The sequence below is a fragment of the Agrobacterium sp. LR_9 genome (assembly GCF_041954855.1).
Classification (GTDB): Bacteria; Pseudomonadota; Alphaproteobacteria; order Rhizobiales; family Rhizobiaceae; genus Agrobacterium; species Agrobacterium leguminum.
Genome location: NZ_JAVAYA010000011.1, coordinates 92,532 through 109,369, shown reverse-complemented (window position 1 = coordinate 109,369; position 16,838 = coordinate 92,532). Strand labels below are relative to the sequence as shown.

At 61.3% G+C, this 16,838-nt stretch carries 13 protein-coding genes and 2 pseudogenes; 10 read left to right on the top strand and 5 right to left on the bottom strand.

The features are described from left to right. Positions 1–36: 36 nt before the first annotated feature. The gene (locus RAC79_RS14520) at positions 37–885 is read right to left on the bottom strand and encodes a LysR family transcriptional regulator (protein ID WP_162856837.1); all 849 of its coding nucleotides are present in this window, start codon (positions 883–885) and stop codon (positions 37–39) included. A 103-nt stretch (positions 886–988) separates the two neighbouring features. Here RAC79_RS14520 and RAC79_RS14515 point away from each other — a divergent pair, with 103 nt between their 5' ends. Further along, positions 989–2,323 carry an aspartate aminotransferase family protein gene (locus tag RAC79_RS14515; protein ID WP_174039640.1) on the top strand — a complete coding sequence of 445 codons (1,335 nt, stop codon included), beginning with the start codon at positions 989–991 and terminating at the stop codon, positions 2,321–2,323. Here the strand turns inward: RAC79_RS14515 and RAC79_RS14510 are convergent. Beyond that, entirely contained in the window at positions 2,320–4,425 is a 2,106-nt protein-coding gene (locus RAC79_RS14510) for a PAS domain-containing sensor histidine kinase (RefSeq protein WP_142844969.1), read from the bottom strand. The genes RAC79_RS14515 and RAC79_RS14510 overlap by 4 nt on opposite strands. Further along, positions 4,422–5,156, bottom strand: a complete 735-nt coding sequence (locus RAC79_RS14505) for a response regulator transcription factor (protein WP_142844968.1) — start codon at positions 5,154–5,156, stop codon at positions 4,422–4,424. Before RAC79_RS14505 ends, RAC79_RS14510 begins: the two co-directional genes overlap by 4 nt. Before the next feature lie 239 nt (positions 5,157–5,395). Here RAC79_RS14505 and RAC79_RS14500 point away from each other — a divergent pair, with 239 nt between their 5' ends. The 4 genes from RAC79_RS14500 to RAC79_RS14485 all read left to right on the top strand — a co-directional run bounded on the left by RAC79_RS14500 (position 5,396) and on the right by RAC79_RS14485 (position 10,909). Next, positions 5,396–6,394 carry an ABC transporter substrate-binding protein gene (locus RAC79_RS14500; protein ID WP_142845011.1) on the top strand — a complete coding sequence of 333 codons (999 nt, stop codon included), beginning with the start codon at positions 5,396–5,398 and terminating at the stop codon, positions 6,392–6,394. Between the two features lie 114 nt (positions 6,395–6,508). Then, a complete protein-coding gene (locus tag RAC79_RS14495) occupies positions 6,509–7,534 on the top strand; it encodes an ABC transporter substrate-binding protein (protein WP_142844967.1) in 1,026 nt (341 codons plus the stop codon). An 85-nt stretch (positions 7,535–7,619) separates the two neighbouring features. Next, complete coding sequence (locus RAC79_RS14490; protein WP_142844966.1) at positions 7,620–9,851, top strand: iron ABC transporter permease; 2,232 nt, start codon at positions 7,620–7,622, stop codon at positions 9,849–9,851. Continuing rightward, the gene (locus tag RAC79_RS14485) at positions 9,848–10,909 is read left to right on the top strand and encodes an ABC transporter ATP-binding protein (RefSeq protein WP_125145427.1); all 1,062 of its coding nucleotides are present in this window, start codon (positions 9,848–9,850) and stop codon (positions 10,907–10,909) included. The genes RAC79_RS14490 and RAC79_RS14485 overlap by 4 nt, the downstream gene beginning before the upstream one ends. Positions 10,910–10,984: 75 nt before the next feature. Here RAC79_RS14485 and RAC79_RS14480 read toward each other — a convergent pair whose 3' ends face one another. After that, positions 10,985–13,021, bottom strand: coding sequence for an NADH:flavin oxidoreductase (locus RAC79_RS14480; protein ID WP_142844965.1), 2,037 nt, complete (start codon positions 13,019–13,021; stop codon positions 10,985–10,987). 141 nt (positions 13,022–13,162) lie between these two features. Here RAC79_RS14480 and RAC79_RS14475 point away from each other — a divergent pair, with 141 nt between their 5' ends. The 3 genes and pseudogenes from RAC79_RS14475 to RAC79_RS14465 all read left to right on the top strand — a co-directional run. Further along, positions 13,163–13,804 (top strand): TetR/AcrR family transcriptional regulator, encoded by a 642-nt coding sequence (locus tag RAC79_RS14475; RefSeq protein WP_161987860.1) that lies wholly within the window; start codon positions 13,163–13,165, stop codon positions 13,802–13,804. A gap of 166 nt (positions 13,805–13,970) precedes the next feature. Continuing rightward, a pseudogene (locus tag RAC79_RS14470) lies at positions 13,971–14,090 on the top strand (DNA-binding response regulator); the annotation flags it as partial. Next, a pseudogene (locus RAC79_RS14465) lies at positions 14,050–14,283 on the top strand (sensor histidine kinase); the annotation flags it as partial. The pseudogenes RAC79_RS14470 and RAC79_RS14465, both read left to right, overlap by 41 nt. A gap of 20 nt (positions 14,284–14,303) precedes the next feature. On the opposite strand, the gene RAC79_RS14460 reads toward RAC79_RS14465, so the two are convergent. Then, positions 14,304–14,735, bottom strand: coding sequence for a MarR family winged helix-turn-helix transcriptional regulator (locus RAC79_RS14460; RefSeq protein ID WP_004433168.1), 432 nt, complete (start codon positions 14,733–14,735; stop codon positions 14,304–14,306). 206 nt (positions 14,736–14,941) lie between these two features. Here RAC79_RS14460 and graD point away from each other — a divergent pair, with 206 nt between their 5' ends. After that, complete coding sequence (gene graD, locus RAC79_RS14455) at positions 14,942–15,481, top strand: FADH(2)-dependent resorcinol hydroxylase reductase component (protein WP_020810141.1); 540 nt, start codon at positions 14,942–14,944, stop codon at positions 15,479–15,481. A gap of 93 nt (positions 15,482–15,574) precedes the next feature. Further along, positions 15,575–16,804, top strand: coding sequence for an FADH(2)-dependent resorcinol hydroxylase oxygenase component (gene graA / locus RAC79_RS14450; protein ID WP_059755142.1), 1,230 nt, complete (start codon positions 15,575–15,577; stop codon positions 16,802–16,804). Positions 16,805–16,838 lie beyond the last annotated feature (34 nt).

The following is a 16,838-nucleotide window of genomic DNA, read 5'->3' as shown; positions in this document are numbered from 1 at the left end:
GTTCCAGAGGATTCCGAAGCCCGGATTAACCTGACGCTACAGGCTGAGACCGGGAAGAACGGTGCGGATGTGATCGCCCAGCGCCCTGGCTGCCGACGATGTCTGCGTATCGGCAAACTCGATGGCAATGCCGATCGTCGGCAGGGGTGGTAGCCCGCTTTTGACGATATGAAGGTCGGCTGGAACGGCTGTCCTTGTCAGCACGCTGATGGCGTGGCCGGAGCGCGCGATTGCGATGAGGCCGGAAAGGCTGTTGCTGGCGAAGGCGACGCGGTAGCGGCGATTGGCGGCTTCCATGGCGTCGCACGCCGCGCGGTGATCCAGCGTCACGGGCGCGGAGAGCGCCAGCGGCAGCACATCCTTGGCGAGGAGATCCGGCTCCGGCCTGTCCGCCACCCAGACGAAGCTTTCCCTGCGGAGCACGTCGCGGTGATCCGGATCGGATTGCGAAACCAGCGCCATGTCGATCTGGCGGCGTTGCAGGAGGGGGCGCAGTTCCGTCGTGGGCGCACAGACCATGCGCAGATCGACTTTCGGGTAGGTGCCGAAGAAGCCTCTCAGCAGTTCCGGCAGGAAGGCGATGGAATAATCTTCAGGGCAGCCAAGGCTCACGGTTCCCTGCAGAGTCGCCTCACCCATATCGGCAAGGATTTCATCATGCCGGGCAAGCAGAGCGCTGGCATGGGCAAGCAGTCTCTCGCCCGCCGCAGTTACGCGCACTCCCGAACCCGTTCGCTGCAGCAGGGTATGGCCGACCAGCTCTTCCAGCCGCTGCATCTGGGTGCTGAGCGCGGATTGGGTGCGTCCGATCTGCGCTGCGGCGACGCTGATGGAGCCGGCGCGAGCGACAATGATAAAGTTCTTCAGCAGCGTAAGGTCGAGCATGGCGATATCAAAATTATCGATATCGGAGTAAAATACTATCAATTGGACTGAGGTGGCAATGGGTTGTTATGTTTCCGCAAGATAAACTCTTGGGGAATATGCCATGGACAAGCTTGCGAAGAACTTCGCCTCGCTCAATGACGAACCGGCTTTCTGGGAGGCCGCCAATAAACATCTGACCCGCTACGGACCGGCCTTCGAGGAGATCATCGTCGAACGGGCTGAGGGAAGTTTCGTTTATGATGCGGATGGGCGCGCAATTCTCGATTTCACCTCCGGCCAGATGAGCGCTTTGATCGGGCATACCCATCCTGATATCGTCGCCACCGTCAACCGGCAGATGGCATCGGTCGCCCATCTCTTTTCCGGCATGTTGTCGCGCCCGGTCGTTGACCTGGCGGCGCGGCTTGCGGCGCTTGCGCCGGGTCTCGATCGCGTGCAGTTGCTGACCACCGGGGCTGAATCCAACGAGGCGGCGATCCGCATGGCGAAGCTTGTGACCGGCGGGCATGAGATCGTCGCTTTCGCGCAGAGCTGGCACGGCATGACAGGCGCTGCGGCCTCCGCTACCTATAGCGCCGGCCGCAGGGGTTATGGTCCGGCCACGGCCGGTTCACTCGTTATTCCCGCGCCGAATGCCTATCGTCCGCGTTTCAAGAATCCCGATGGATCGAATGACTGGCAGGCGGAGCTCGACGATGCCTTCGAACTGATCGATCGCCAGTCGACCGGCAATCTTGCCGCCTTCATTGCTGAGCCGATCCTGTCGAGCGGCGGTATCCTCGAACTGCCGGTCGGTTATCTCGCTGCGCTAAAGAAAAAGTGCGGGGAGCGCGGCATGCTGCTCATCCTCGATGAAGCCCAGACCGGTGTTGGCCGGACCGGGCATATGTTCGCCTTCCAGCGCGATGGGGTGACGCCCGATATCATGACGCTGTCGAAGACGCTCGGCGCCGGCCTGCCGCTTGCGGCGGTGATGACGAGCGCAGACGTCGAACAGAAGGCCTTCGAGAGGGGTTTCCTGTTCTATACGACCCATGTTTCCGATCCGCTGCCGGCGGCTGTCGGCGTGACGGTTCTCGATGTGGTGGCGCGTGATGGTCTGGTGGAACAGGCGATTGCCCGCGGGAACCGTTTGAAGGAGGGGCTGCTCTCGCTGCAGCAGCGGTTCGAATGCGTTGGAGATGTGCGCGGGCGCGGGCTTTTGCTCGGACTTGAAGTCGTCGCCGACCGGCATACGAAAGCCCCGGGCTTCGAACTTGGTGCGCGCATCATGCAGGAGGCGATGTTGCGTGGCCTCAGCATGAACATCGTCAAGCTGCCCGGCATGGGCGGTGTCTTCCGCATTGCGCCGGCGCTGACGGTATCGGATTCGGAGATCGACCTTGGGCTGGAGATACTGGCGGATTCGATCGAATCCGCACAGCTTGCCCGCTAGGTGTGACCGGCATTTGCCGGAAAAGTCAGTTCCACCCTTGCGCCTTCGCCGGGTCTGGAACTGATATGCGCTTCGCCGCCGCTCTGGCGCACGAAGCCGTAGACCATCGCGAGGCCGAGACCTGCACCGCCATGGTCGCCCCGCGTGGTGAAATAGGGCTCGAAGGCCTTGTCCACGGCCTCCGGCGTCATGCCGATGCCCTCGTCGGTGACGGCGATCACCAGCGTATCTTTGCCGGAGGCGGCCTGGATTGAAATCAGGCCGCCATCGGGCATGGCGGCTGCGGCGTTCAGGCAGAGATTGAGGATGGATTGTTCGAAAAGGGCCGGGTCCAGCGGTATCGAGGGAAGATCGCCCTCGATATCGAGCGCGATCCGGCATTTAGGGCCGACGGCGATTTCGAGAATATCGGCCATGCCGCGCAGCAGGCTTGCGACATTGATGACGCTTGGATGAATCGGCTGCTGGCTGCCGATGGTAAGCATGCTGCTGGCCAGAGACCGGCCGCGGTCCGCCGCCTTGCGGATGCGGGCGATGTGCCGCTTCTGGCGATCGTTGAAACCGGCTTCCCGCTCCAGAAGTCCTAGACTGCCGGTGATGATGCCGATCATGTTGCCCACCTCGTGGCTGACCTGATGGGTCATGCGCATGATGCCATCAAGCCTCTGGGCTTTGACGGCTTCCGCTTCCTGACGATCGAGAGCGGTCACATCGCGGGCGAGCAGCACGATGCCGCCATCCGGCTGGCGTGACATCGATACTTCAATCACCCGCTGATCGTCTGTGCGATGGCGAAGGACTGCGCGGTCGAGCAATTCCCCCGGTTCTGCGTCGAAGGGCAGCAGAGCCGGGTCGATTTCCGGGATCGGTTCGACAAACCGGCGAAGCGGCAGTTTTCGCGATGAGCCGGAGCGTCCGACGAGTTCGATGATGCGACGATTCATGGTGATGGGCCGGCCGGCCGGATCGAAGAGCGCAATTCCCTCGTTCATGGTGCGGAAGGTCGAGCGGATGGTGCGGGCTGCCGCTTCGGCCGTACGCCTGAGGCGCGAGACGCGGTCGACGCTGTCATGGAAGGCGCGAAACGCATCGAGCAGCCGGATCAACTCTGTCTCGGGACCGGTATAGGCGGGCGGGCCGACATCCTTATCCCCCTTGGCAAGGGCATTCATGCCGTTGGAGAGCGTCACGATCCCGCGCGAGACACGCATTACCGAGCGGATCGAGAAGATCGCCACGATGAGAACCAGAAGTGAGGCGACGGCGACAATGATCAGCAGCCGGTTGAGAGCATCGGAAGTCGAAATCAGGTCTTCGTTCAAGCTGCGCGCAACCGCATCGCCCTGGGTTTCTGTCACATGGGAAAGATCCCGCGAGACGGTGTGAAGGCGGGAGACCGAGGCGCGGATGGCGAACATTTCCAGAAGGTAACGGCTCTGGGCTTCGAAGACCCGCTCATAGGGCTGCAGCTCGGCCACGGGCAGGCGCTCGCCGGGATAGCCCTGCTGGCGCGCCGTCGTTTCCGCCACGTAGCGGCGGCGCAGTTCGCCAAGCTGGAAAAGGCTGTCGGATGCGGATGCGGCCTGTACGATGCCGTTCATTCGCCGGCGCAGTTCCGGATCGAGGATGCCCTGACCGGTGGCGATTTCGCCGAGCGCCGCTGCCGCTTCCGCCTTGTGGCCCTGTGCCGCATCGGCATCCTTCGCAAGATCGAGCGTCTGTTCCCGGATGATCTGGAGGAGTTCGACGATGCGTTCGCTGGCAAAGCCACGGGTGATCCGTTCGCCGCTGTCCGGTCCTGTCATTTTAAGCAAAATATCGACCTGCTGGACCACCGAGCGGCTTTCGCTGGAAACGCGATAGGGCGAGGCGGCGTTCATCAGGAACGGTGCGCTGGAGACGAGATCGGAGACCTGCCGCGAGACCAGCGACGCCTTGGCGAGGCTTGAAAAGGCCTGCAACCCATAGGCCGCCATTTCATCGCGGGCGCGCTGCAGGCCATAAATGGCGATGGCGGAAAGGCTGAAGACGAGGAGGCAGGTAAAGACAATCGCAAAGGGCAGGCGAAAGGCGATGGAGGAAAGGAAGGAGCGGCTGATCACGGGGAAGGCTCGCCCTCATCGGTGTGGAGCACGTAACCCTTGCCGCGCCGCGTCTTGATATGGCGCGGCAGGTCGGGATTGATCTCGATCTTGCGCCTGAGCCGCAGCACCAGCACGTCGACATTTCTGTCGATGTAACGGTCGCTCTCCGAACCCAGCCTGTCGAGAATCTGGGAGCGGCTGACGGGCTGGTTGGGTGTTTCCGCCAGTATTTCCAGAAGCGCGAATTCGGCGGTGGTCAGTGTCCGGCTACGGTCCGCGAGGCAGACGGCGCGGCGTGCATCGAGATCGATTGCCCAGTCGCCGAGGCGAAGCGCCCCGCGCCCATGATCGCTGTCCTTCTCCTGTTTCAGCGAAGGGATCGTTCGGCGTAGAACAGCTTTGATCCGGGCCGTGAGTTCGATGGGTTCGAAGGGTTTGACCACATAATCGTCGGCTGCGGTCTCAAGCCCGAGAACCCGGTCGGCGGCGCTGCCGGCGGCAGTGACCATGACGATGCCGATGTCGATCTGGCTGCGCAGCCGCTGGGCGAAGGTGCGTCCGGATGTGCCCGGCAGATTGTGATCGACCAGCACAAGCTGCATCCTGTCCCTTGCCAATATCTCGTCCGCCTCCTCGGCGGAGCGCGCGCAGGTGGGCAGCCAGCCCTCCGCCTCGATGAGGTCCGAGATGAGCTCGGCCATATCCGGATCGTCCTCGACGATCAGAATGCGAACCTTCTGATTAAGCACTGCACTTTCCTCCCGCCATCATCATAGGCATTGCGGCGGCGATCTTCAAAGGCTCGCTGGTTATCGCCCCTGTCATAATTGTAATATCTGTAATCTTGTTCGGCGGTGCGGTGAAAGATTGGTAACCATTCTTCGATTGCGGTGCGGACAGGATGTGACATGCTGTAGGTGGAGACTGGAACGGGGAGGTTCCGGGCAGGGAGGCTTAATTGAAAGCATTGACCGCACTTGCGGCGAGCATGGCTTTATGGCTGTGCGGCGCAGGGCATGGCATGGCCGAGCCGAAGTTGAACGTCCTTTGCGGCGTCGACGAGGCCTGGTGCGTGACCATGCAGCGGGCTTTCGAAGCCAGGGCCGGTCTCGAGATTTCGATGGTGCGCAAGAGCACCGGCGAAATTCTCGACCAGATTCGGGCCGAACGATCCCATCCCACTGTCGATGTCTGGTGGGGCGGTACTGGCGATACCCATTTGCAGGCGGGGTCTGAAGGGCTGCTGGATGAATACCGGCCTGTCCATCAGCAGGATTTGCTGCCGTGGGCGCAGAATTTCTCGGTGATGTCTGGATCGCGGTCTGCGGGAATTTATGCCGGCGCGCTGGGCTTTGCCTATAATTCGGAACTGCTTGCGAAGAACAATCTGCCGGCGCCGACCTGCTGGAAGGATCTGGCGAAGGATGTCTATCGCGGCCATATCCTGACCGGCAATCCGAACTATTCAGGCACGGCCTTCACCATGCTGGCCACTCTCGTCCAGCTCTTCGGCGAGGAGGAAGCTTTCGGGTTCGTGGCGAAGCTCAACCAGAACGTCGTGGGCTATACCAAGGTGGGTGCTGCACCGGTGAAGGCGGCGGCGCGGGGCGAAGTCCTGATCGGAATTTCCTTCATGCATGATGCAGTGACGCAGAAGACCGAAGGGTTTCCGCTTGTTATCGTCGCCCCCTGCGAGGGCACCGGTTACGAGATCGGGGCGGTCAGCATCGTCAAGGGCAACCGCAATACGGCACTTGCGCAGGATTTCGTGGAATTTGCGTTGAGCCCGGAAGGGCAGGCGACCGGGGCCGCGGCCGGCCAGAACCAGGTGCCTTCCAACGCCCGGGCGACATTGCCGCTGACCGCACCTGACATATCGATGATCAAGATGGTGGATTACGATTTTGCCACCTTCGGACAGCCGGAAGAGCGAAGTCGGCTATTGAGCCGCTTCGACAGCGAAATCCACCCGAGCCAGACCCAGTAGGGCCAAAACCAACATCCCGAAAAAGACAGCGCGCGCGCCGCAGAGCGCCGCGACCGGCAGCGCCATGTCTGCGCGCGGCCCAAGAATTCAGACGCAAACTACAGGAGGATAACGATGCGACTGACGATACTTTCCACCCTGCTTTTTGCCGGCACGGCACTCAGCGCCGTTTCCGCGCAGGCGGCGGGCGAACTCAACCTGATCTGCTCGGCCGATGTCGTCATCTGCGAACAGATGAAGGGCGATTTTGAAAAGTCACACGACATCAAGGTCAATATGGTGCGTCTGCCTTCGGGCGAGACCTATGCCAAAGTGCGTGCGGAAGCCCGCAACCCCAAGACCGACATCTGGTGGGCCGGCACCGGCGATCCGCACATGCAGGCGGCGTCCGAGAACCTGACGCTCGAATACAAATCACCGATGCTGGACCAATTGCAGGACTGGGCCGTGAAGCAGGCGGAAAGCAGCGGTTACAGGACGGTCGGCGTTTATGCCGGCGCGCTGGGCTGGGGCTACAACACCGAAATCTTCAAGTCCAAGGGTTACAAGGAGCCGAAGTGCTGGGCCGACCTGCTGGCGCCGGAACTGAAGGGCGAAATCCAGATCGCCAATCCGAATTCGTCCGGCACCGCCTATACGGCGCTTGCCTCGCTGGTGCAGATCATGGGCGAAGATCAGGCGATTGATTATCTGAAGAAGCTCAACGCCAATATTTCGCAATATACCAAATCCGGCTCGGCACCGGTCAAGGCGGCGGCACGCGGCGAAACGGCGCTCGGCATCGTCTTCATGCATGATGCGGTGGCGCAGACTGCGGAAGGTTTCCCCGTCAAGTCCATCGCGCCCTGCGAAGGGACGGGTTACGAGATCGGCTCCATGTCGATCATCAAGGGCGCCCGCAACCTCGACAACGCGAAGACCTGGTACGACTGGGCGCTGACGCCGGAGGTGCAGTCGCGCATGAAGGATGCCAAGTCCTTCCAGCTGCCCTCCAACAAGACGGCGGAAGTGCCGAAGGAAGCGCCGAAGTTCGAAGACATCAAGCTCATCGACTACGACTTCAAGACCTATGGCGACCCGGCCAAGCGCAAGGCGCTTCTGGAGCGCTGGGACCGCGAAGTTGGTGCGGTCGCCAACTGATCTTAACTCCGGCGACAGGCATCCCGGCTTTTTTAGCCGGGGTGTCCGCCACTCTTTCATCGGCATGAAATAAGCGAGGTCGGCCATGACACGTGGCAATCGCAGGCTGGACATCGTCCTGGCGCTCGGGGCTTTTGCCCTCATTCTTCTTCCCTGGTATCGCATCGAAGGCGGCTTTTTCAGCTTCCGCTGGCTTTCCGGATTTTTCTCTTCCGCCAGCAATGCGCCCGGTGTGCTGCAAATATTGTCCTATGGAAAACCATGGCTGGTCGGCGTTGCTATCTTTTTCCTCGCCGCATGCCTTCTCCGGTCCATCCGTGATCCGATGCGGCGCGGCGGTCTGCTTGCCGCCGTCGGCGCTGCCGGGCTCGTTTTCCTCGCCTTGCAGGGGCTGGCCATCGGCTTTAGCGGCTGGAGCTGGACGGTGAGCGAAAACCTCTTCGGCATGCTTGCCGATGGCCAACCTTCCATGGGTGCCGGTGCCGTCGTAATGTCGTTCGTCTTCGTGCTGCTTTTCGCCTTCGGTCTCGCCGAGCGGGGCGTCATGAAAGGCGACGCCTTCGTCGTCGGTGCCATTTCCGTTCTGGTTTTCCTCGTCACGGTTTTTGTCTTTTATCCGATTGGCAGCATGCTGGTCGCCTCCGTTCAGGATTTCGATGGCTCCTTTAATGCCGATGGCTTCATCCGCAATATTCAGGATCCCGGCATCTGGAGCCTTGGTTGCGTGGCGGGCGAAGAGCGTTGTGGCGTTGCCTGGCGGACGCTGTTTCTTGCCCTGATGACGGCCTTCGGTTCGACCGTGCTCGGTCTCGGCTTCGCGCTGATTGCCACCCGCACCCGCTTTCCCTTCAAGAAGGGCCTGCGGCTTCTCACCGTTCTGCCGATCATCACACCGCCTTTCGTCATCGGCCTTGCCCTGACACTGCTTTTCGGTCGCGCCGGTGTCGTCACCGAATGGCTTTCCTATCTCTTCGGCATTGAGCCCGGTCGCTGGCTTTATGGCATGACCGGCATCTGGATCGCGCAGGTCCTTTCCTTCACGCCCATCTCGTTTCTGGTGCTGATCGGCGTGGTTGAAGGCGTCAGCCCGTCGATGGAAGAAGCCTCGCAGACGCTGCGCGCCGACCGCTGGCGCACCTTCTGGCGGGTGTCGCTGCCGCTGATGAAACCCGGTCTCGCCAATGCCTTTCTGATCGGCTTCATCGAGAGCATGGCGGATTTCGGCAATCCGCTGGTGCTTGGCGGCACCCATGGCGTGCTATCGACGGAAATCTTCTTTGCCGTCGTCGGCTCGCAGAACGATCCGTCGCGTGCTGCGGTTCTGGCGATCATCCTCCTGTGCTTCACGCTTTCGGCCTTCCTTGCCCAACGCTTCTGGCTGGCCGGCAAGAATTTTGCGACGGTGACAGGCAAGGGTGACAGCGGCGCGCATATCGCGCTGCCGCGCGGCCTGTCCATCGGCGTTCACGCCGTCGTGGTGCCGTGGATGGTCTTCACCATCGTTGTTTATGGCATGATCCTTGTGGGCGGTTTCGTGAAGACATGGGGTCTCGACAATTCCCTGACGCTCGACCACTACGTCCGCGCCTTTTCCGTCAGCTTCTCCAATGGCTCGATTGCCTGGACGGGCGTCGCCTGGAATTCGTTCTGGACGACCATGAAGATCGCACTGGTTTCCGCGCCGCTGACCGCTGCCGTCGGTCTTTTGACCGCCTATATCATCGTGCGGCAGAAATTCGCCGGGCGGAACCTGTTCGAATTCGCGCTGATGATGAGTTTTGCCATTCCCGGCACGGTCATCGGCGTCAGCTACATCATGGCCTTCAACCTGCCGCCGGTGGAAATGACCGGCTCGGCGCTCATCCTGATCGCCTGCTTCGTGTTCCGCAACATGCCGGTCGGCGTGCGCGGCGGCATTGCGGCGATGAGCCAGCTGGACAAGAGCCTCGACGAAGCCTCGCTGACGCTGCGGGCCAATAGTTTCCGCACCATCCGCAAGGTCATCCTGCCGCTCTTGAGGCCCGCAATCACGGCCGCACTGGTCTATTCCTTCGTGCGCGCCATCACCTCCATCAGCGCTGTCATCTTCCTCGTCAGCGCCGAATACAACATGGCGACCTCCTATATCGTCGGCCTTGTCGAGAACGGCGAATATGGGGTGGCGATTGCCTATTCCTCCATGCTGATCGTGGTGATGATCACCGTCATCACAGGCTTCCAGCTCATTGTCGGCGAGCGTCGCCTGCGGCGCGAAAACCGCGTCGCCGGCCTGCCTTCCGCTTCCTCCGTTCCTCTCGCTCAGGAGAAAACCGCATGATTTCGGTAAAGCCCGGCTCCGTCACCTTTCAGAATGTCCGCAAGACCTTCGGCGCCTTCACCGCCATTCCCGACCTGTCGCTCACCATCGAGCCCGGCACGCTTGTAACCCTGCTCGGTCCCTCCGGCTGCGGCAAGACGACGACGCTGCGCATGCTGGCGGGCCTCGAGCATCCGACCTCGGGCCGTATTCTCATTGGCGACAAGGATGTGACCATGCTGCCCGCCAATGAGCGCGATGTCTCGATGGTCTTCCAGTCCTATGCGCTTTTCCCGCATATGACGGCGCTCGACAATGTCGCCTATGGTCTGCAATCCTCCGGGCTGCGCAAGGCGGAAGCGCGGGAAAGGGCGGAAGAGGGGCTGAAGCTCGTCGGCCTTGCCGGCATGGGCCACCGCCTGCCTGCCGAACTTTCCGGCGGCCAACAGCAGCGCGTGGCGGTTGCCCGCGCTCTTGTGCTCGAGCCGCAGGTGCTGCTGCTGGACGAGCCGCTTTCCAACCTCGATGCCCGCCTTCGCCGCCGGGTCCGCACCGAAATCCGCGAATTGCAGCAGCGGCTTGGCTTTACTGCCGTCTATGTCACGCATGATCAGGATGAGGCGCTCGCTGTTTCCGACCGGATCATCGTGATGAAGGATGGCGAAATCGCCCAGTCGGGTGCGCCACGCGATCTTTACGAGGCCCCGGCCTCCGCTTTCATCGCCGATTTCATGGGTGAGGCGAATGTCGTCGGTTGCGAGGTCATTGGCGTTGAGGGCGCCGATGCGCTGATCCGCGTCGGGGGGATCGATCATCGGGTCGCGGCCCGCAACGCCCGGCCGGGTCCCGCAGAGCTTGCGGTCCGCCCCGGCTCGATTTCCATCGGGCAACCTGGCGGGCCGGGGCTTGCCGGAAGGGTGCTGCACAGCGCCTATCTCGGCGGTCACGTTGAATATGAGGTGGAAACCGATATCGGTACGCTTTTCATTGTCGACCATGCTGTTGAGACCAGCCTGCCGGCGGCGAGCGATGTGACGCTGGGGTTCAAGAACAGGGGCATTGCCTTGATTCAGGCTTGAAGCCGCTCCTGCCCTCAGGATTACATCGAGACAGAGGCAGATTTGTTCTGCCTCTGTCTGTCGGGAAGGCGGGTCTCAAATATCCTTTGCCAGACGAAGCGCATCGTAGATCGCCGCATGGGTATTGCGTGCGGCGACCGCATCGCCGATCCGGAAGAGCCGGTAGGCGCCTTCCGGGTTGCGCTCGACCGCTTGGGCGGCTCCCGCAAGCAGGGCGTCGTAGGAGATTTCCCCGAGGTTTTTCGAACCGGGTTTGAGTTCGAAATAAAGGTCGTCCAGCGGGATCGTGCCGTGGTTGACGACGATCTGATCGACGGTTCTCGCTTTGGCCACGCCGCCATAATCGCTGCCGACATGGGCAATGAGCTGGTTGCCGTTTCTTTCCGCTGCTTCCAGCCGGTAGGTAACGGTGAAAGTCACATCGTGTTTCTGCAGCGAGCGCATATAGGGAACGAGGTTCATGGCCATGACTTCCGGGGCGAAGGCGCGGTCGGGCGTCATGATCTCCACCTTCGCCCCCGCTTTTGCAAGGAATTCGGCGGCTTGCAGACCGGCATGATCGCCGGCATCGTCGAAAACCAGTACATTCGTTCCCGGCTTGACGTCTCCTGAAATGATATCCCATGCCGAGACGACGAGATCGTTGCCGCTGGAAAGTACATCGGTATGCGGCAAGCCGCCGGTGGCGATGATGACCACGTCAGGGTTCTCCGAAAGAACCGTGTCCGCTTCGGCCCAGTTGTTGAAGTGAAAGGTAACGCCCAGTCTCTCGCACTGGCTCATGCGCCAGTCGATGATGCCGATCATCTCACGGCGGCGTTCGCTTTGCGCCGTCAGCCGGATCTGGCCGCCGGGATTGTTGGCGGCCTCGAACACGACGACCTCATGGCCGCGTTCGGCACAGACGCGCGCGGCCTCGAGCCCGGCCGGTCCGGCGCCGACGATCACCACCTTCCGGCGTTCCGCCGCCTTGGGTATCTCGTGCGGCATGGTTTCCTCACGACCCGTTGCCGCATTGTGAATGCAGAAGGCGAGACCGCCCTGATAGATACGGTCGAGACAATAATTGGCGCCCACGCAGGGGCGAATATCTTCCTCGCGTTTTTCCATGATCTTGCGCACGATATGCGGATCGGTCATGTGGGCGCGGGTCATGCCCACCATGTCCACCTTGCCGGCGGCGATGGCGTGGCGCGCGGTGGCGACATCGGGGATCTTGGCGGCGTGGAATGTCGGGAAACTGGTCACGGCGCGGATTTCACCGGCGAAATCGAGATGCGGTGCATTGGCCATGCCCTGAATGGGGATGACGTCGGTCAGGCCCGGGTCGGTGTCGATATGACCCCTGATGACATTGAGATAATCGATCAGGCCGCTGTCCTTCAGGCGTCTGGCGATTTCGATGCCTTCTGCCTTCCCGGTGCCGCCCTCAAGACATTCGTCGGCGGTATAGCGGACACCGAGGATGAAATCGTCGCCCACGCGTTCGCGCATCGCCCTGAAAACGTCGAGACAGAAACGCATGCGGTTTTCAAGCGGGCCGCCATAGGGGCCGTCCAGTTCGTTGGTCAGCGGCGAGACGAACTGGTCGATCAGATGGCCATAGGCTTCCAGCTCCACCCCGTCCATTCCGCCCGCCTTCATGCGTTCGGCGGCGTCGGCGAAGTCCTTGATGATGCGCTCGATATCCCAGTCCTCGATCTTCTTGGGAAAAGCCCGATGCGCCGCTTCGCGGTGATGGGATGGCGCAAGGATCGGCAGCCAGTCGCCCTTGTCCCAGCGGGTGCGGCGGCCGAGATGCGTGAGCTGGATCATGATAGCCGCACCCTCTTCATGCACGGCGTCGGTCATTTCCCGGATCCACGGGACGATTTCATCCTTGTAGGCGAGCAGGTTGTTGAAGACGGGCGGGCTGTCCCTGGAGACAGCGGCGGAGCCGGCCGTCATTGTGAGCGCAACGCCGCCCTTTGCCCGCTCCACCGTGTAGGCGCGGTAACGCCCCTTCGGCATGCCGTCCTCGGGATAGGCGGGTTCGTGCGAGGTGACGATGATGCGGTTGCGCAGTGTGAGGTGTTTTAGCTGGTAAGGCTGAAGAAGGGGATCGCTCGACATAGCCTGCTCCAAAAGGGTTTCTGTCTCAAGGCTAAGCGGGAATGTACACTTGTGTCAATTTACAAAACACAATTGTCTTTCCTTTTGACATGAGTGTACATCCCGCTTGTCGCGAAGAGACCGATTTGCTACGAACGCGTCATGGAAGCGACATTGAACGACACCGGCTGGCGTGGATCGCAGGAGGGGTGGCTTGAGGCCGCCTATCAGGCTTTGCTGGAATCGGGGGTGGATTCCGTCAAAATCCTGCCTTTGGCGAAAAAGCTAAATCTGTCGCGCACGAGCTTCTACTGGTTCTTCAAGGACCGGGAGGAATTGCTGGCCGCGCTTGTCGCCCGCTGGCGGGAAAAAAATACCGGAAGCATCGTCCGGCAATCCGAAGCCTATGCCGAGACGCTGGCCGAAGCCATGCTGAATGTTTTCGACTGCTGGCTGGATCCCGCGCTTTTCGACAGCAGATTTGAATTCGCCGTTCGAAGCTGGGCCCTTCAGTCCGACGAGATTCTTGCGGAGGTTCGCAAGGCCGACGAGATGAGAATGACGGCGCTTGCACGCATGTTCGTGCGGTTCGGCCACAATGAAAACACGGCGGATGTGCGTGCCCGGACCACCTATCTGGTGCAGATTGGCTACATTTCCATGCAGTCCGAGGAAGCTGTTGCGGTGCGGATGCAGAGGATTCCCGACTATATCGCCATCTATACCGGTGAGATGCCGCAGCAGCGTGAGCTTGACCGGTTTTATGCGAGACACGGGTACAGGTCTGCAACGGCGCAACTGTGAGATTTCCGGAGTGACGTCAGCGTACAACGCACGCAATGCCGTCGGCTTATCTGCTGTTGCTGTAAGGTGGTAGAAGTCGAATTGTCTGCCCGCCCTCTTGCAATGTAGCTGCAACATTTCTCGACCAGTGGTGGGGATGGCAAGAATCCATTTCCGGGGGAAGTCATTGCGAATCTTGCTTCTTGAGGATGAACCCGAAATGGCGCGCGCGCTTCTTGAAGCCCTGCGCCGGCGCGATGTGCTAGGATGGACAGGGCAGGCCGCAACTTCCGGCGACGCCGGAGCTGACGGAACTTAAACGGCGCTATCCGAATCTCTGGTTTGTGGTGCGCGAAGCCAATGACATCGTATTGCAATATGGCGCTGTCCCGGGGCGTGCCCTGTCGGCGGTATTTCCCCGAAGTTTTGACCGTGCGCGTCTGGAGGTGGCCGGAACGCTACGCGCCACCGTTGAAAACCGCGATACAGCCGCCGGGCGCTAGTTCGCCGGCTATCGGTATCAGAGGCCGGCAATGTTGCGGCCGATATGGCGCAGTATGCTTTTGAAGAGTTTCACTTCGGCCGGGTCGAGGCCTTCGATTGCGGTTTTTTCGAACATGGCGGCGATGGGCATGAGTTCGTCGGCCAGTTCCTCGCCCTTCGGGGTGAGGGTGATGCGCACGATGCGCGCATTGTCGAGCGGCCGTTCGCGGCTGACGAGGTTACGCCGGACCATCAGCCCCACAAGCCGGGACAGCGTGGAAATCTCCACCGATACCATGTCTGAAAGCTCGGTCAGCGTCTTGCTCTCCTGCTGCCGCAGCGTCGCCAGCACGCGATACATCGGCAGGGTGATGTCATAGGAGGCCAGTCTTACCGAAAAGCGCTCGCCAAGCCGAACGCCCACCCAGTTGAGCAGGTAGGGTACCGAATCGGTGAATTGATAGGACACGAGCAAATCCCCGTTTGAGAACCATCTGCGCAGATGCTGATGTGCGCCTATCGGCTGTACCGGCACAATCCATCCGTTTCAATAGCTTCGCCCCATAAGACGGGGGAATGCGGCGTTCTCCCCTGCACAAAAAATGACAAACAACATTTGCATTGACAAACGTTGCAAACGCAAATAAATAAAAATGCAGGATTTGGGAGGATCTCATGACATCAGCATTGTTTGGCCTGAGTAGCCTTGCGCCTGAAGGCGTCGGTCAGAATTTCCGTTCAACAATGCGTCGTTTTCCGGCGACTGTGACGGTTATCACGGCCTGTGCTTCGGGTGATCAGCGCGATCACGGCATGACGGTCACGGCCGTCACTTCGGTCTCGATGGAGCCGCCGTCCCTGCTGGTTTGCCTGAACAATCGCACCCTGCTGCATGAACTGCTGCTGTGCCGACCCGATTTCATCGTCAATGTGCTGACGCAGGATCAGATTGCCCTGTCGGATGCCTTTAGCGGCAAGGTGTCGCCGGAAGAGCGTTTTCGCGACGGTCAATGGCAGCGCCACGACAATGGCGTTCTCTATCTGCCCACGGCCCATGCCGCCATCGCCTGCCGCCGGGTCGCGGCCATGCCTTACGGAACCCATACCGTCTTCATCGGGCAGGTTGTCTCGGCCGATGTCAGCGAGACGACACGGCCGTTGCTTTACGAAAACGCCCAATATTGCGCCGCAAGCCCCGCGAGCCTGCCCGCCTGATCATCGCCGCCCAGATAATCCCGGCGGGATAACCTCCGGCCAGCAACATCCGGCCGGTAAAGTCCGGCCAGTAAAGTCCGCAAGGAGACAATCATGAACGATATGAGCCATGCGCCGCTGCCGGCGCAAACGAACCCGCGTGCCCGCCTCGCAAGCCGCGTTACCGGCATAGCCGATCTTTTCCGGGCGAGCGCCCGGCAGACGGAGGAGGCCCGGCGCGTTCCTGCCAGCCACATCGAGGCGCTACGTGGCATCGGGTATTTCGATATCGTCAAGCCCCGCGCCTTCGGCGGCAAGGGCGGTGACTTCGCCGAGCTCGTCGAGGCCAATATCGAGCTTTCGGCCGCCTGTGCGTCGACCGGCTGGGTCGCTGGCCTGCTGTCGGCCCATCAATGGCTGCTGGCGATGTTTCCGGAAGAGGCGCAGGCCGATGTCTGGGGCGAAAACCCCGATGCACTGCTGTGCGGCTCCTATGCGCCGGTAAAGATGGCGGAGCTCGCCGATGGCGGTTACCGCCTCAGCGGCAAATGGGCTTTCGCCTCGGGCTGCGAAAACGCGCAATGGTCCCTCTGCGCCGCCATCCTGCCGCCGCAGGGGGAAGGAAAGCCGGTTCCGGCCTTCCTGCTCGTTCCCGCCGGGCAATATGTGATTGAAGACACCTGGCACGTGGTCGGCCTGGCCGGCACGGGTTCCAAGACGCTCGTTCTCGACGATGTCGTCGTTCCCAAACACCGGGTTCTGACCTTTCCGGACGCCACCAGCGGAAAGACGCCCGGTGGAAAATATTATGCAGAGGAAGGTCTGTTCAACATGCCGCTGCTGACCGGCATTCCCTCCTGTCTCGCGGCGGCAGGCGTCGGTGCGGCCAAGGGCGCGCTTGCTGCCTATGTCGATCACGTCGGCGGCCGGGTGACGCGCGGTGCGGTGGCGGGCGGCAATAATCGCATGGCCGAATTTCCGACCATCCAGCTGCGCGTCGCGGAAGCAGCGGCCAGCGTCGATGCGGCTTGCGAAATATTGCTGCGCGATGTTGCCCGCGCACAGGCGCTCTCGCAGGCAAGGATCGAAGGCCGGGCGGAATTTACGGTGGATGACCGCCTTCTCAGCCGTCGCGGCCAGTCCTTTGCGGTGTCTCTCGCCCTGCGCGCCGTGCAGGCGCTCAACGATTCCACCGGCGGCGTCGGGCTCGATCTTTCCAACCCGGTGCAGCGGGCTTGGCGGGATGCGAACGCGGTCGGCCGCCATATCAGCATGAACTGGGACGCCGTGGGCACCATGATCGGCCAGAGCATGCTCGGGCTGGAACCCAAGGGCCAATATTGATCGCCTCTCGGGCGGCAAATCATAGAGTGAATTC

Coding starts and splice junctions, on each gene's coding strand:
- RAC79_RS14520 (WP_162856837.1), bottom strand. CDS start 885: ATGCTCGACCTTACGCTGCTGAAGAACTTTATCATTGTCGCTCGCGCC.
- RAC79_RS14515 (WP_174039640.1), top strand. CDS start 989: ATGGACAAGCTTGCGAAGAACTTCGCCTCGCTCAATGACGAACCGGCT.
- RAC79_RS14500 (WP_142845011.1), top strand. CDS start 5,396: ATGGCTTTATGGCTGTGCGGCGCAGGGCATGGCATGGCCGAGCCGAAG.
- RAC79_RS14495 (WP_142844967.1), top strand. CDS start 6,509: ATGCGACTGACGATACTTTCCACCCTGCTTTTTGCCGGCACGGCACTC.
- RAC79_RS14490 (WP_142844966.1), top strand. CDS start 7,620: ATGACACGTGGCAATCGCAGGCTGGACATCGTCCTGGCGCTCGGGGCT.
- RAC79_RS14485 (WP_125145427.1), top strand. CDS start 9,848: ATGATTTCGGTAAAGCCCGGCTCCGTCACCTTTCAGAATGTCCGCAAG.
- RAC79_RS14480 (WP_142844965.1), bottom strand. CDS start 13,021: ATGTCGAGCGATCCCCTTCTTCAGCCTTACCAGCTAAAACACCTCACA.
- RAC79_RS14475 (WP_161987860.1), top strand. CDS start 13,163: ATGGAAGCGACATTGAACGACACCGGCTGGCGTGGATCGCAGGAGGGG.
- graD (WP_020810141.1), top strand. CDS start 14,942: ATGACATCAGCATTGTTTGGCCTGAGTAGCCTTGCGCCTGAAGGCGTC.
- graA (WP_059755142.1), top strand. CDS start 15,575: ATGAACGATATGAGCCATGCGCCGCTGCCGGCGCAAACGAACCCGCGT.